Raw genomic sequence first — 15207 nt, 5'->3', positions numbered from 1 at the left:
CTCACTTGCACTAAACGCTGCTAGTAGGACGGATGTTTCATGCAAACCCCGACAGGTCAAGGGGCTATCGCTGTGCCCCTGAATAATTCCTTCCAAATTCCACTCTGTTTCTGCGTGTCGAACAAGTATCAATTTCATCGTTAGCGGGCCATGCTCGTTGTTGATCAAAATGCCCAAACTGCGCGATGTCAAACACACACAGTTGAAGCAGCGGAAGGCTTTCCTGTTTTGGAAATAATGAACAAGTGTAGCTTATTGCCGTTATGCAGCGGCTCTGGGTGTGAGGCGCTGAATTTTATCCGTAGTTAACTTCCGCTTTTGGCACAAAGCCGCCCCTATCCCCTGTTATCGTTTCTCGTATCAACCGCAGCGTCCTGAAAAACTACGTATTATTGCGAGGCGCTTTCCTGTTTCCTCCACCCAACATTTCCCCATACTCCCCATTTTTTTATTCTCTAGTCTCAACTTGTCAATTCAGAATGTAGTTTATAAAATACATGGAACGTACTCATGGAAATTCTTCAGACAATGGTTTTCCAGCGTTGGGAGCAAAACTTACGGGACAGGAGAGCTAAAACGCTCATTGCTACACGCCTTTTTCGTTTGGCTCATGGTTTAGCTGGTGATGTCAAACCTGTTGGAGAATGCTCGCCCGTTCACTGGATTATCAAGAGATCTTCCACCATGAATAAACTTACGCAGTACGATCCCGCAACTGCGCTGGTCGATGATGAAGAAATTGCCGTTTTTATGGCCGATGCCCTCGAAACAGGCGATGCAGCGTACATTGCAAAAGCATTGGGCGTGGTGGCTCGCGCTAAGGGAATGGCGAACATCGCGGCAGAAACGGGATTATCCCGCGAACAACTTTATCGCTCTTTTAGTGAGAAAGGTAACCCAACGCTGAAAACTACGCTTGCAGTGATGAAGGCGCTCGGTATTGAATTGACGCTTAAAAAATAGTCTCAGCATCTGTCTCCTCTTCCAACATCGTGAGCCATATCAGGAAGGCGTTAGATCGATAGTGGTAGCATGACCGCGGTTTGTAATTTTCTGATTACATGGAGAAATGATGGAACTGCTTTTATTGAGTAACTCGACGCTGCCGGGCAAAGGCTGGATGGAACATGCGCTGCCGCTGATCGCAGAGCAACTGAACGGTCGCCGCACGGCGGTGTTTATTCCATTTGCCGGCGTGACGCAAACCTGGGATGAGTACACGGCGAAAACGGCAGCCATCTTTGCGCCAATGGGCGTTAACGTTACTGGCATTCATACCGTTACCGATCCGATTGCAGCCATTGAAAACGCCGAACTGGTGATTGTCGGTGGGGGTAACACCTTCCAGTTGCTGAAAGAGAGCCGCGAGCGCGGACTGCTGGCGCCGATTGTCGATGTCGTCAAACGCGGCGCGCTGTACATCGGCTGGAGCGCGGGTTCCAACCTTGCCTGCCAGACCATCCGCACCACCAACGACATGCCGATTGTCGATCCAAAAGGCTTTGATGCCCTGGGTCTTTTCCCGCTGCAGATTAACCCGCACTTCACCAACGCACTGCCGGAAGGCCATAAAGGCGAAACGCGTGAACAGCGTATTCGCGAGCTGTTAGTTGTGGCGCCGGAACTGACGGTGATTGGTCTGCCAGAAGGGAACTGGATCAAGGTGAGCAACGGTCAATCCGTGCTTGGCGGTCCGAACACCACCTATATCTTTAAAGCGGGTGAAGAAGCGGTTGCCGTTGAGGCGGGTCACTGCTTTTAGTTGGTTTGTTGTCTGATGCCGGATGGTAGCTTCGCCTTATCCGGCATCAAGGTAGACGACAACATTGACGGTTATCCGTAGGCCCGGTAAGCATCAGCGCCACCGGGCAACCTTTCATCTGTCCTCGTTAGTACTCACGCTCGTTGTCTTCATCCGGCTGTTCCAGCACGCTGTAAGCCACAGAGCAAAACAGTGAGTTCAGACGCTGCATATCGCCCAGCAGCGCCAAGTGCAGGGAACTGGTCTCAATACTCTGCACGTTCTGCTGATGCAGACGATCCACGTGCGCATGCGAATAACGACGGTTAAGGATGCGGAAACGGTGCTTGCTGCGGCGCAGACGACGGGCGCTGGTCACGTCGCCAGAGAAGAATACCGACATCGCCAGTTGCAGATTACTGAGCAGTTGATCGTACAGTGCATCAAGTTCTTTCAGCCCTTCGACAGAGAATGCCCGACGCGCTGCCAGCGACTTGTCGGCAATCTCGCTGCCCATACGCTCAACAATATCCGACGCCTGTTCAAGGTTTAGCGACATTTCGATAATCTCAGCCCAACGGCGCGACTCTTCTTCTGCCAGTTCATCCTTTGGCATCCTCGCCAGATAGAGCTTAATCGCCGTGTACAGTACGTTGATATCGTCCGCCATCCTGCGCAACTCTTTCTCTTCACGCGGTTCGCCGTGCATCACCTTCTTTAGCCCATCCATCATCTGCTCCATCGCATCGCCAATACGCAGGGCTTCACGGGCGGCATTGGCCAGAGCCAGGGTTGGGGTATCCAGTGCGCTGATGTCCAGATGCTTAGGCTTCAGGTGGGCGTCCAGTTCCGGCTCATCACGGATAATACGTTTGCAAAAACGCGCCATCGGTTCGGCGAAAGGCACCATCGCTATGCAACGTACCAGGTTGTAGAAAACATGGAAATAAATGACCAGCTCAGATTTCGGCAGCGGCAGCTCATCCATCAGATTCGCCAACGGATGAACAAACGGCAGGATAATCAGACTCCCCACCAGCTTAAACAACAAGCTGCCAAGCGCCACGCGACGGGCAGCAGCGTTAGCCGCGCTATTGTTGAGCATCGCCAGCAGGCCGGAGCCAAGGTTGGCGCCAATCACCAGGCACAACGCGACAGGAAACGAGATAATGCTGGCAGCGGTCAGGGTTGCCGTCAGCAAAACCGCCGCCAGGCTGGAGTAACTGATCACCGCGAACATAGCGCCAATCAGCGCATCCAGCATAATATCGCCGGTCAGCGAGGCGAAAATAACCTGTACGCCGTTAGCCTGGGTTATTGGCGTGACCGCCTGCACAATCAGCTCCAGCGCCAGTAAAATCAACCCCAGCCCGATGCCAACCCGCCCCAGTTGCCCCACGCGGGACTGCTTACGTCCGAGAAAAAAGATCACGCCGATGAAAATCAGCAGTGGGGATAGCCATGAGAGATCGAAGGTCAGGATACGCGCCATCAGCGCGGTCCCCACGTCGGCGCCCAGCACAATGACCAGCGCCGGGGTAAGCGCCACGAGGTCCTGGGCGACAAACGAGGTCACCAGCATGGTGGTGGCGTTGCTGCTTTGCACCAGCGCGGTCACGCCGATACCTGCACAAAAGGCGAGCGGCTTCTTTTCAACGCTACGGCTGAGTACGGTACGCAAACGGGCGCCAAAGACGCGCATCACGCCGGTACGCACAATATGTGTGCCCCAAACCAGCATAGAGACAGCAGAAAGCAGGTGTAACAGAGTTAGCACGGAATCAGGTTCTCCTTATCGTTATATGTTCCTGAGGTTCATCGCAATGACATACCGCCTGACGGCGCTACGCTTATCAGGCCTACAAAAATGAGCCATCCGGCAAACAGTGCCGATGAACGTTCTTTCAGTATAAGGGTTTAAACGTAAGAAAGAGACAGGGCACTCATTGAGTGCCCTGTTTGTTGTAAAGAAAGATGACAGTTTTGTGAATCAATCGGCGTCGTAGCCCAGATTAGGCGCTAACCAACGTTCAACTTCTGCCACGCTCATGCCTTTACGGAAGGCATAATCTTCAACCTGATCGCGCTGAATTTGCGCCACGGCGTAATACTTACTGTCAGGATGACTGAAATACCAGCCGGAAACCGAGGCGCCAGGCCACATGGCGAAGGATTCGGTGAGCTTCATCCCGGTATGTGCTTCGACGTCCAGCAGCTCCCAGATGGTGGCCTTTTCGGTATGTTCCGGGCACGCCGGGTAGCCCGGCGCCGGGCGAATGCCCTGGTAGTTTTCGCGGATCAGCTCTTCGTTACTGAGGTTCTCATTCGCCGCATAGCCCCAGTAGACTTTACGCACGCGCTCATGCAGATATTCCGCGAATGCTTCCGCCAGACGGTCAGCAATGGCTTTCACCATAATCTTGTTGTAGTCGTCATGCTGCGCTTCGAAGGCGTCCGCCAGCGCATCCTCCTCCAGACCGCCGGTCACCGCGAAAGCACCGATGTAATCCGCTTTGCCGCTCAGTTTCGGCGCGACAAAGTCAGACAGGCAGTAGTTGGCGAAGCCGACTTTTTCCGTCTGCTGGCGCAGGTGATGACTCACGCTGATAACGTGCGTACGCGTCTCGTCACGGTAAATCTCGATGTCGTCACCCACGCGGTTAGCCGGGAACAACCCCACCACGCCGCGCGGGTTCAGGGTTTTCTCAGCGCTGAGTTTATCCAGCATGTCGTTGGCGTCTTTGAACAGGCGCTTCGCCTCTTCACCCACCACTTCATCTTCGAGGATGCGCGGATACTTCCCGGCCAGCGACCAGGTCATAAAGAACGGCGTCCAGTCGATGTAATTGCGCAGCGTTTCGATGCTGGCCTCGACTTCCTGCACGCCTAACCGATGCGCGACCGGCGGCGTGTAGCTTTCCCAGTCGAAGGCCAGATCGTTATCACGTGCAGCCTGTAACGTTACCGGCGGCGTGCGAGGTTTCTTACGCGCATGCTGGATGCGCACGGTTTCGTACTCTTTACGCGTACGGGCGACAAAGTCATCGCGCTGGGTGTCGGAGAGCAGCGCGGCAACAACCCCCACGGTACGCGAGGCGTTCTGCACGTAAACCGTCGGGCCGCTGTAGTTCTGCTCAATTTTCACCGCGGTGTGCGCTTTTGAGGTGGTCGCGCCGCCAATCAGCAGTGGGATGGTGAAGCCCTGACGCTCCATCTCTTTCGCCACGTTGACCATTTCGTCCAGCGACGGGGTAATAAGCCCGGAAAGGCCAATCAGATCGGCATTCACTTCACGCGCCGTTCTGAGGATTTTCTCCGCGGGCACCATCACGCCAAGATCGACGATTTCGTAGTTGTTACATTGCAGCACCACGCCAACGATGTTCTTGCCGATGTCGTGCACATCGCCCTTCACGGTGGCGATGACCATCTTGCCGTTGCTGGAGCCTTTCTCTTTACTGGCTTCGATATACGGTTCGAGGTAAGCCACCGCCTGCTTCATCACGCGGGCTGATTTCACCACCTGCGGCAGGAACATTTTGCCCTCGCCGAACAGGTCGCCGACCACGTTCATGCCGTCCATCAGCGGCCCTTCGATCACCTCAATCGGGCGTTCGGCCTGCTGGCGCGCTTCTTCTGTGTCGAGCTCGATAAATTCGGTAATGCCTTTCACCAGCGAGTATTCAAGGCGCTTTTTCACGTCCCAACTACGCCACTCCGCCATCTGGGCATTAGCGGTGTCGTCGGTTTTACTGCCGCGATACTTCTCGGCCAGCTCCAGCAGACGCTCGGTACCATCTTCACGTCGGTTGAGGATCACATCCTCGACCGCGTCGCGCAGCTCGGCGGGCAGGTCGTCATAGATAGCCAGCTGTCCGGCGTTGACGATGCCCATGTCCATCCCATTGCGAATCGCATAGTAGAGGAATACCGCGTGAATAGCCTCACGTACCGGGTCGTTGCCGCGGAACGAGAAGGAAACGTTAGAGACGCCGCCGGAAATCAGCGCGTGCGGCAGCTCGCGTTTAATATCTTCACAGGCACCGATAAAGTCCTGCGCGTAGTTGTTGTGCTCTTCAATCCCGGTTGCGACGGCGAAAATGTTTGGGTCGAAGATGATGTCTTCCGGCGGGAAGCCCACTTCTTCGGTGAGAATTTTGTACGCCCGGCGGCAAATCTCAATTTTACGTTCGCGGGTATCCGCCTGGCCCTGTTCGTCAAAGGCCATCACCACCACCGCAGCACCGTAGCGACGCAGCAGCTTTGCGTGATGGATAAAGATCTCCACCCCCTCTTTCATCGAGATGGAGTTAACGATGCCTTTACCCTGAATGCACTTCAGTCCTTTTTCGATGACTTCCCATTTCGAGGAGTCGATCATAATCGGCACGCGGGCGATGTCCGGCTCGCCGGCAATCAGGTTGAGGAAGCGCACCATCGCCGCTTCGGCGTCGAGCATCCCCTCATCCATGTTGATGTCGATAATCTGCGCGCCGCTTTCCACCTGCTGGCGGGCGACGTCCAGCGCTTCGCTGTATTTCTCTTCTTTGATCAGACGCTTAAATTTCGCTGAACCGGTGACGTTGGTACGTTCGCCGACGTTAACAAACAGGCTATCGTCGCCAATGTTCAGTGGTTCAAGGCCGGACAGCCGGCAGGCCACCGGGATTTCTGGCAACTTGCGCGGCGGTAAACCTTCTACCGCCCGGCTCATCGCGGCGATATGTTCCGGCGTGGTGCCGCAACAACCGCCAACCACATTGAGGAAACCGGCCTCGGCCCATTCGCGAATCTGTGTCGCCATGGTGTCGGCGTCGAGGTCGTACTCGCCGAAGGCGTTCGGCAGCCCGGCGTTCGGGTGCGCGGTGACGTAGCATTCGGCAATGCGTGACAGCTCCTGCACGTACTGGCGCAGCTCGTCCGGGCCTAAGGCGCAGTTCAGACCGAAGGTCAGTGCATCGGCGTGACGCAATGAGTTATAGAACGCTTCGGTGGTCTGGCCGGAAAGCGTACGCCCGGAGGCGTCGGTAATGGTACCGGAAAGCATAATCGGCAGCTCGACGCCCAGCGCTTCGAACTCGGTTTTTACCGCGAAAATAGCGGCTTTAGCATTGAGGGTATCGAAGACGGTTTCAATCAGGATCAGGTCGCTGCCGCCTTCCACCAGCGCTTTGGTGGATTCGCGATAGGCAGCCACCAGTTGGTCAAAGGTAATGTTGCGGTATGCCGGGTCGTTGACGTCGGGCGAGATGGAGGCGGTACGGTTGGTTGGGCCAAGCACGCCCGCGACATAGCGAGGTTTGTTCGGCGTGCGCGCCGTCCATTCGTCTGCCGCCGCGCGCGCCAGCTTCGCCGCCGCAAAGTTGATTTCCGCCGACAGGGATTCCATCTGGTAATCCGCCATGGCGATAGTCGTGGAGTTAAAGGTGTTGGTTTCGATGATATCCGCGCCCGCCTCAAAGTAGGCGTTATGGATCGCGGCAATCACCTCCGGCTTGCTGAGCACCAGCAGGTCGTTGTTGCCCTTCAGGTCGCAAGGCCAGTCGGCGAAGCGCTCGCCGCGGAAATCCTCTTCGCTCAGACGATATCCCTGGATCATGGTGCCCATCCCGCCGTCCAGCACCAGAATACGTTCATTTAACTGCTGACGTAATTGTTCTACTTTGCTGCTCACACTCGCTCCCGACAACGCTCAACCAGACCGAAAAAAACTCAACAGGCCATACTGGCACAAACCTGAGAGGCGGAAAAGAGAACAACGGCCAACATGAGACATGTTCAGCTTCACTCATCCGATCAGTACAGGAATTCTTGCATTATAATCGAATAAAACGAAAATGATTTCCACGATACAGAAAAGGAGTCCGCCATGGTTGCCCCTGTCCCCGCGAAACGCGGTAGAAAACCCGCCGCTGCCACTACGCCTGCAACCGGGCAGGTTCAGTCTTTGACCCGGGGTCTGAAGCTGCTGGAGTGGATTGCGGAATCCAACGGCAGCGTGGCGCTAACCGAGCTGGCGCAGCAGGCCGGTCTGCCGAACTCAACAACCCACCGTCTGTTGACTACCATGCAGCAGCAAGGTTTTGTCCGCCAGGTGGGCGAATTAGGCCACTGGGCCGTGGGTGCGCATGCGTTTATCGTCGGCAGCAGCTTTTTGCAAAGTCGCAATCTGCTGGCGATTGTGCACCCCATTCTGCGCAAACTAATGGAAGATTCGGGTGAGACGGTAAACCTGGCCGTGCTGGATCAAAGCGACCATCAGGCCATTATTATCGACCAGGTGCAGTGCACCCAGTTGATGCGCATGTCTGCGCCTATCGGCGGCAAGCTGCCGATGCACGCCTCCGGCGCGGGCAAGGCATTTTTATCTCAATTGAGTGAAGAACAGGTTACCGGTCTGCTACACCGCAAAGGGCTGCATGCGTATACCCATGCCACGCTGGTGTCGCCGGTCCATCTGAAAGAGGATTTGGCGCAGACACGTAAGCGCGGCTATTCCTTTGATGATGAAGAACACGCGCTGGGCCTGCGCTGCGTGGCGTCGTGCATTTATGATGAACACCGTGAGCCGTTCGCCGCCATCTCCATTTCCGGGCCAATTTCACGTATTACCGATGACCGCGTGACCGAGTTTGGCGCAATGGCGATCAAAGCAGCGAAAGAAGTCACGCTGGCGTACGGCGGGTTTAGATAAGCAAGGGTTGGGACTGATTTGTAGACCTGATAAGCGCAGCGCCATCAGGCGCGGCGTACATTGCCGGATGGCGGCGCAAGGGCCTTATCCGGCCTACGGTCGGTTTCATAACGTACGCTAAACCGCTGCCGACGACGGTAAGCGTAAACATCTTCCACGTGACCTTCACGGATCCGCGTTTGCAGCCCTCGCCAGTAGTCGGCGCTGAACAGGTCGGCGTGCATCTCCTCAAACAACGGCCCGATGCGCGGGTCGGCACATAGCCAGTGACGAAACTCTTCCGGGAAGACATCCCCCGGCGACACGCTGTACCACGGTTCAGCGCTCATCTCATCTTCCGGGTAGCGCGGCGGTGGGATATGGCGGAAATTCACCTCCGTCATATAGCAAATTTCATCGTAGTCGTAGAACACCACGCGCCCGTGGCGGGTCACACCGAAGTTCTTAAACAGCATATCTCCCGGGAAAATATTGGCGGCGGCCAGTTGACGAATGGCGTTGCCGTACTCTTCTATCGCGTCGCGCAGCTGCTGGCCTTCGACCTGCTCCAGCCAGATATTCAGCGGCACCATGCGCCGTTCGATATACAGATGGCGAATAACAATCTGATCGCCGAGATCGGTAATTTTTTCCGGCGCTTCCTGCAGTAGCAGCGCCATCAGCGCCGGGTCGATTTTCCGTTTATCCAGCACAAAGTTTTCAAACTCCTGGGTATCGGCCATGCGCCCGACGCGATCGTGCTCTTTCACCAACTGGTAGCAGGCGCGGACGTGCGCGGCGGACATCTCCTTTTGCGGCGCAAATTTGTCTTTGATGATTTTAAACACCCGGTCGAAGCCCGGTAGGGTAAACACCAGCATCACCATGCCGCGGATCCCCGGCGCTTCGATAAATTGCTCATCGCAATCAGCGAGATAAAGCAGATACTCGCGGTAGCTTTCGGTCTTCGCGTGTTTCTGACAGCCAATCGCCATATACAATTCAGCGGTGGTTTTACCGGGCAGGATCTCGCGCAGCCACTCCACTAACGCCGCGGGCAGCGGAGCGTAAACCATAAAGTAGGAGCGGGCAAAGCCAAACACAATGCTCGCTTCCGCCGTCGTGGTCAGACAGGTATCGACAAACAGTTCGCCTTCGTCAGTCCGGTGGATTGGCAATAAAAACGGCAGCGTCCCGGAAGGGGTAATCAGCTTACCGACCAGCCAGGCGGCCTTATTGCGATAAAACAGTTCGTTCGCCACCTGTAAATGACAGCGCGGCAACACATCCGCACCCAGAGTTTCGGTCAGGTGTTCAATGATGTAGTGGATATCACGATGTTTGTTCTGCCACGGTAGACGCAGAGGCAGATCGCTGAGAACGCGGGTGAGCAGCCACTCCCAGCCGGTATCGGGAAAAAAGTCTTTCGCCAGCGGGCGGGGGATCGTGCGAAAACGGCGCTCTGGCTGAGAGCTAAAAATAAACAGCCGCTCGGGAGTCAGCGAGCGGTGGTCAAATAACCGGCAGTAAACGGAGTTAAAGAAGCTCTCCGCAATCTCGAAGCGCGGATAATCCGGCAAGAGCCGGGTGTAATGATCTTTCACGCGGAGCAAAAAATCCGCGTCGGTACTTTTGCCGTCAGTAATGCAGCGCAGCTGTTCCACCACCAGACCCACATGATGATCGTAAAGGTGAATACGGCTTTTCATCGCCTGCTGAACCGCATGCCAGTCGGCATGTTCAAAACGCTGCTGCGCGCCGGAGGTGACTTCCAGAAAACGCCCGTACTGGGCGTCGAAACCTTGTAAAATTGTCTGAGCAATCAGTAATTCCAGGCCACGCGTCATCGATATCTCCCATCCGGCACAACGTCATGCCGGATGGCGCATACGCTTTTCCGGCCTACATCCCTTCGTAGGCCCGGTAAGCGCAGCGCCACCGGGCATTGATCAGAACTGCGATTCTTCGGTGGAACCCGTTAACGCGGTAACGGAAGAGGCGCCGCCCTGAATGATGGTGGTAACTTTATCGAAGTAGCCGGTACCCACTTCCTGCTGGTGGGACACGAAGGTGTAACCGTCTTTTGCCGCCGCAAATTCTGGCTGCTGCACCTTCTCAACATAGTGGCGCATGCCTTCACCCTGCGCATAGGAGTGCGCGAGGTCGAACATGTTGAACCACATGCTGTGAATACCTGCCAGGGTAATGAACTGGTATTTATAGCCCATGTCCGACAACTGCTGCTGGAAGCTGGCAATGGTTTTATCATCCAGATTTTTCTGCCAGTTAAACGACGGCGAACAGTTGTAGGCCAGCAGTTTACCTGGGAATTTCGCATGAATGGCATCGGCAAAGCGCTTCGCCAGTTCGAGGTCTGGTGTGGAAGTTTCACACCACACCAGATCCGCATACGGCGCGTAGGCCAGACCGCGGCTGATCGCCTGCTCAATACCAGCATGTGTACGGAAGAAGCCTTCGCAGGTACGTTCGCCAGTAATGAACTCGCTGTCGTAGGCATCGCAGTCAGAGGTAATCAAATCAGCTGCGTCAGCATCGGTACGCGCAATCACCAGCGTCGGCACGCCCATCACGTCGGCAGCCAGACGGGCCGCCACCAGTTTCTGAATAGCTTCCTGAGTCGGCACCAGCACCTTACCGCCCATGTGACCGCATTTTTTCACTGATGCGAGCTGATCTTCGAAGTGAACGGCTGCTGCACCAGCCTCAATCATCGATTTCATCAGTTCAAACGCGTTCAGAACCCCGCCAAAGCCCGCTTCCGCATCGGCAACGATCGGCAGGAAGTAATCCACGTAGCGCGGATCGTTCGGCTCAATACCGCTTGACCATTGGATCTGATCCGCACGACGGAAAGTATTGTTGATCCGATCCACCACTGCCGGGACGGAGTTCGCCGGATACAGCGATTGATCCGGATACATGCTGGAGGCCAGGTTGGCATCTGCCGCCACCTGCCAGCCAGAAAGGTAAACCGCTTCAATACCGGCTTTCGCCTGTTGCAGCGCCTGGCCGCCGGTCAGCGCGCCGAGGCTGTTGATATACCCTTTCTTCGACTCACCGTGCAGCAGACGCCACATTTTCGCCGCACCAAGCTGCGCCAGCGTGCATTCCGGGTTGACCGAGCCACGTAATTTCACCACATCCTCCGCGCTATATGGACGGGTGATGCCTTCCCAGCGCGGTTGAGTCCACTCTTTCTGTAATTCTTCGATTTGTTGATTACGGGTTTTCATGTGCAGATGCTCCATATTGTTATGTGGTGAGTTAAGCCAGCAGGCGGTAACCTGGCAGGGTCAAGAAATCGATCAGTTCATCAGAGGTAGTGATTTGCTCCATCAGACGCGCGGCATCGTCAAAACGCCCGCTGCTGTAGCGGTGCTCGCCCAGTTCGTCCTGAATCACCAGCATCTCTTCGGCCAGCATCTGGCGGAACAGCGGTTTGGTCACCGGCTTGCCATTGCTGAGCGTTTTCTGGTGGTGGATCCACTGCCAGATGGAGGTGCGGGAGATTTCGGCGGTGGCCGCATCTTCCATCAGACCGTAAATCGGCACGCAGCCGTTACCGGAGATCCACGCCTCGATATACTGCACCGCGACACGGATATTGGCGCGCATACCCTCTTCGGTACGCTCACCTTCACAGGGTGCCAGCAGCTGTTCTGCGGTAATTGGCGCATCTTCTTCACGCGTTACAAACAGCTGATTTTTGTTTTCTCCGAGCACGTCGTTGAATACCGTCATTGCGGTATCTGCCAGGCCCGGATGGGCAATCCATGTACCGTCATGACCGTTATTCGCTTCCAGCGCTTTATCCGCTTTTACCTTGGTCAGAACCTGGTTGTTACGCTCGGCATCTTTACTGGGAATGAACGCAGCCATGCCGCCCATCGCGAACGCGCCGCGTTTATGACAGGTTTTAATCAACAGACGCGAGTAGGCGCTAAGGAATGGCTTATCCATCGTCACCACCTGACGGTCTGGCAGCACGCGATCCGGATGATTCTTCAGGGTTTTGATATAGCTGAAAATGTAATCCCAGCGGCCACAGTTCAGGCCCACAATGTGATCACGCAACGCGTGCAGAATTTCGTCCATCTGGAAAACAGCGGGCAACGTTTCAATCAGCAGGGTCGCTTTGATGGTGCCGCGCGGCAGATTAAAGCGGTCCTCTGCATAGCTGAACACTTCACTCCACCAGGCTGCTTCTTGCCAGGCCTGCGTTTTTGGCAGATAGAAATACGGGCCACTGCCTTTTGCCAGCAACGCTTTGTAGTTGTGGAAGAAGTAGAGTGCAAAATCGAACAGGCTGCCAGGGATGGATTCGCCACGCCAGGTGACGTGTTTTTCCGGCAGATGCAGACCACGCACACGACACACCAATAAAGCTGGATTGGGTTTAAGTTGATAAATTTTACCCGCTTCGTTGGTGTAACTAATGGTGCCATTAACCGCATCGCGCAGGTTGATCTGCCCGTCGATAACTTTGCTCCACTCAGGGGCCAGCGAATCTTCAAAGTCAGCCATAAAGACTTTGACGTTCGCGTTCAGCGCGTTGATGACCATCTTGCGCTCAACCGGTCCGGTAATCTCTACGCGGCGATCCAGTAAATCATCAGGAATACCGCGAATTTTCCAGTTGCCCTCACGAATGGAAGCTGTTTCCGAAATAAAATCAGGCAACTTACCGTTATCAATATCCTGCTGCTGCTGGATCCGCGCAGCCAGAAGCTTATTCCGCTTAGGCGTAAATCTTGTCACCAGTTCAGTCAGAAACTCCACCGCTTCTCCGGTCAGGATTTGCTGCTCCTGTTCGCCACGCGGCCTGGTGAAGACCAGTTCATCGGTTGTCGTTGCCTGTTGATTCATTGCGTAGTTCCTCGTCAGTGATCCAAACACATCCCCAATGCGAACGAAGGATCGTTGTGCGGTTTTCGTTCAGCACAACTAAGACTACTCATTTAAATTTCAAAATCAAAAACAATTTCCATTTTTAAATTAATTATCAATTAACCTATTGATAACAATATAAATAAAATTTAATTACACAGTGAGGTGCGTTTCGGAAATAAAAAAGGCACCCGAAGGTGCCTGATTCAACATGCTGAAACGCTTAAGGATCGTCTGCTACAGAAGATTAATCCAGCGTTGGATTCATGTGACGCAGATCATATGGCGTGATCTGGTAGACGTAATAGTTGAGCCAGTTGGTAAACAACAGATTGCCATGGCTACGCCAGGTTGCCCGCGGTTTGTTTTGCGGGTCATCTTTCGGGAAGTAGTTATAGGGTACTTCCGGGGATAAGCCCGCTTCAACGTCACGAAAATATTCGCTACCGAGCGTGTGCGCGTCATACTCCGGATGACCCGTCACAAAGGCAATGCGTTTATCTTTGCTGGCGAACAGATAGGCATCGCCCTCTTCCGTTTCGGCAAAAATCTCAAGATCGGTATAGTCGCGGATAAGTGCGGCAGGGAAGTCGGCATAGCGCGAATGAGGGGCCAAAAATGCATCATCAAATCCGCGCGTCAGCAACGCATGAGGATGCAGAATATGATGCTCATAGACGCCGGAGAGTTTATCCGTGCGGGTTTGCTTGGGAATGCCATAAAGGATATTCAATGCGGCCTGTACCGCCCAGCAGACAAACAGCGTCGAGGTAACGTGATCTTTAGCCCACTCAAGAACCTGTTTTATCTGCGGCCAGTAAGCCACGTCATTAAACTCAACCAGACCCAGCGGCGCCCCTGTAACGATCAGTCCATCAAAGTTCTGATCGCAGATATCCTCGAAATTACAGTAAAAGTTATTCAGATGCTCCGTTGGGGTGTTGCGTGACTCGCGGGCATCGATGCGCAATAGCTGAACATCTACCTGTAGCGGTGAGTTAGACAATAAACGCAGGAACTGGTTTTCCGTTTCAATCTTCTTCGGCATCAGGTTGAGGATAAGTACCTTCAGTGGACGGATTTCCTGACCGGAAGCGCGGGATGTCGTCATGACAAAGACGTTTTCCTCACGCAAGAAATTGACGGCGGGTAGTTCGTCCTGCACGCGAATTGGCATAACCTGATAACCTCACTACATACGTTTAAACGTTTAGACATCCAGATAGCTGAAGATACCCAGGAATCAGCAGAATGTCGAGCCTACATCCTCAAGTTGAGAAAGTTTCACGGTTCCTTGCTGTAGAATAGTGCAGTAAAGAAAAAAGGAGAATGCTATGACCTTTACCATCCGTCGTTCGCGTCAGGACGAAGGAGACAAGTTAGTTTCTATTTGGTGTCGCTCAGTGGATGCCACGCACCATTTCCTCTCTGCGGATTATCGGGTTGAACTGGAACAGCTGGTACGTTCTTTTTTACCAGAAGCCCCTCTATGGGTTGCAGTGACAGAGCAGGATGAGCCAGTCGCCTTTATGCTCCTGACCGATCAGCATATAGATGCCCTGTTTGTCGATCCGGATGTGCGTGGTAGTGGCGTTGGTAAGCTGCTGATTGAACATGCTTTATCAATGAGTTCCACGCTAACAACTACCGTTAACGAACAGAATGAACAAGCGGTTGGATTCTATAAGAAGATGGGATTTAGCGTGACGGGACGTACAGAGGTGGACGATCTTGGACGCCCCTACCCGTTGCTCAATCTCGTGCGCGGGTAGCAGGGCAAGTTTTTACGTGGTGCGGGATTGCCTGATGCGCTGCGCTTATCAGGCCTACATCCAGGTCACAACGGCTGTGTTCACCACAGACGCAAAAAAGCCCATCCGGCAGG

The 15207-nt window shown here is 54.4% G+C and carries 11 protein-coding genes; 4 read left to right on the top strand and 7 right to left on the bottom strand.

Features of this window, described 5'->3' with window-relative positions; genetic code table 11:
* A partial coding sequence (locus FDW97_RS02375; RefSeq protein WP_137350610.1) for a histidine phosphatase family protein occupies positions 1–138 on the bottom strand: 138 nt, incomplete at its 3' end.
* Positions 139–684: 546 nt separating this feature from the next.
* Here FDW97_RS02375 and FDW97_RS02370 point away from each other — a divergent pair.
* Complete coding sequence (locus FDW97_RS02370) at positions 685–963, top strand: addiction module antidote protein (RefSeq protein WP_085049570.1); 279 nt, start codon at positions 685–687, stop codon at positions 961–963.
* Positions 964–1072: 109 nt separating this feature from the next.
* Entirely contained in the window at positions 1073–1762 is a 690-nt protein-coding gene (pepE, locus tag FDW97_RS02365) for a dipeptidase PepE (protein WP_085049569.1), read from the top strand.
* Positions 1763–1889: 127 nt separating this feature from the next.
* On the opposite strand, the gene FDW97_RS02360 is transcribed toward pepE, so the two are convergent.
* Entirely contained in the window at positions 1890–3518 is a 1629-nt protein-coding gene (locus FDW97_RS02360; RefSeq protein ID WP_137350609.1) for a Na/Pi cotransporter family protein, read from the bottom strand.
* Positions 3519–3731: 213 nt separating this feature from the next.
* Entirely contained in the window at positions 3732–7415 is a 3684-nt protein-coding gene (gene metH, locus FDW97_RS02355; RefSeq protein ID WP_087856554.1) for a methionine synthase, read from the bottom strand.
* A 195-nt stretch (positions 7416–7610) separates the two neighbouring features.
* Between metH and iclR the strand changes: the two genes are divergently transcribed.
* Entirely contained in the window at positions 7611–8435 is an 825-nt protein-coding gene (gene iclR, locus FDW97_RS02350) for a glyoxylate bypass operon transcriptional repressor IclR (RefSeq protein ID WP_038636184.1), read from the top strand.
* Positions 8436–8479: 44 nt separating this feature from the next.
* Here the strand turns inward: iclR and aceK are convergent, their stop codons facing one another.
* From aceK to metA, 4 genes are all read right to left on the bottom strand, one after another.
* Positions 8480–10261, bottom strand: coding sequence for a bifunctional isocitrate dehydrogenase kinase/phosphatase (gene aceK, locus FDW97_RS02345; protein ID WP_038636181.1), 1782 nt, complete (start codon positions 10259–10261; stop codon positions 8480–8482).
* A 102-nt stretch (positions 10262–10363) separates the two neighbouring features.
* Positions 10364–11668 (bottom strand): isocitrate lyase, encoded by a 1305-nt coding sequence (gene aceA, locus FDW97_RS02340; RefSeq protein WP_038636179.1) that lies wholly within the window; start codon positions 11666–11668, stop codon positions 10364–10366.
* A 31-nt stretch (positions 11669–11699) separates the two neighbouring features.
* On the bottom strand, positions 11700–13301 hold the full coding sequence (aceB, locus tag FDW97_RS02335; protein ID WP_137350608.1) for a malate synthase A: 1602 nt from the start codon (positions 13299–13301) through the stop codon (positions 11700–11702).
* Positions 13302–13569: 268 nt separating this feature from the next.
* Positions 13570–14499 carry a homoserine O-succinyltransferase gene (metA, locus tag FDW97_RS02330; protein WP_042313076.1) on the bottom strand — a complete coding sequence of 310 codons (930 nt, stop codon included), beginning with the start codon at positions 14497–14499 and terminating at the stop codon, positions 13570–13572.
* A 157-nt stretch (positions 14500–14656) separates the two neighbouring features.
* Between metA and FDW97_RS02325 the strand changes: the two genes are divergently transcribed.
* Positions 14657–15094, top strand: coding sequence for an acetyltransferase (locus tag FDW97_RS02325; RefSeq protein WP_137350607.1), 438 nt, complete (start codon positions 14657–14659; stop codon positions 15092–15094).
* Positions 15095–15207: the final 113 nt, after the last annotated feature.

It is taken from the genome of Citrobacter sp. wls708, assembly GCF_005281255.1.
GTDB classification, from domain to species: domain Bacteria; phylum Pseudomonadota; class Gammaproteobacteria; order Enterobacterales; family Enterobacteriaceae; genus Citrobacter; species Citrobacter werkmanii.
Note: the sequence above shows the minus strand (reverse complement) of the source record. Positions and strands in the feature narration are given on the sequence as shown.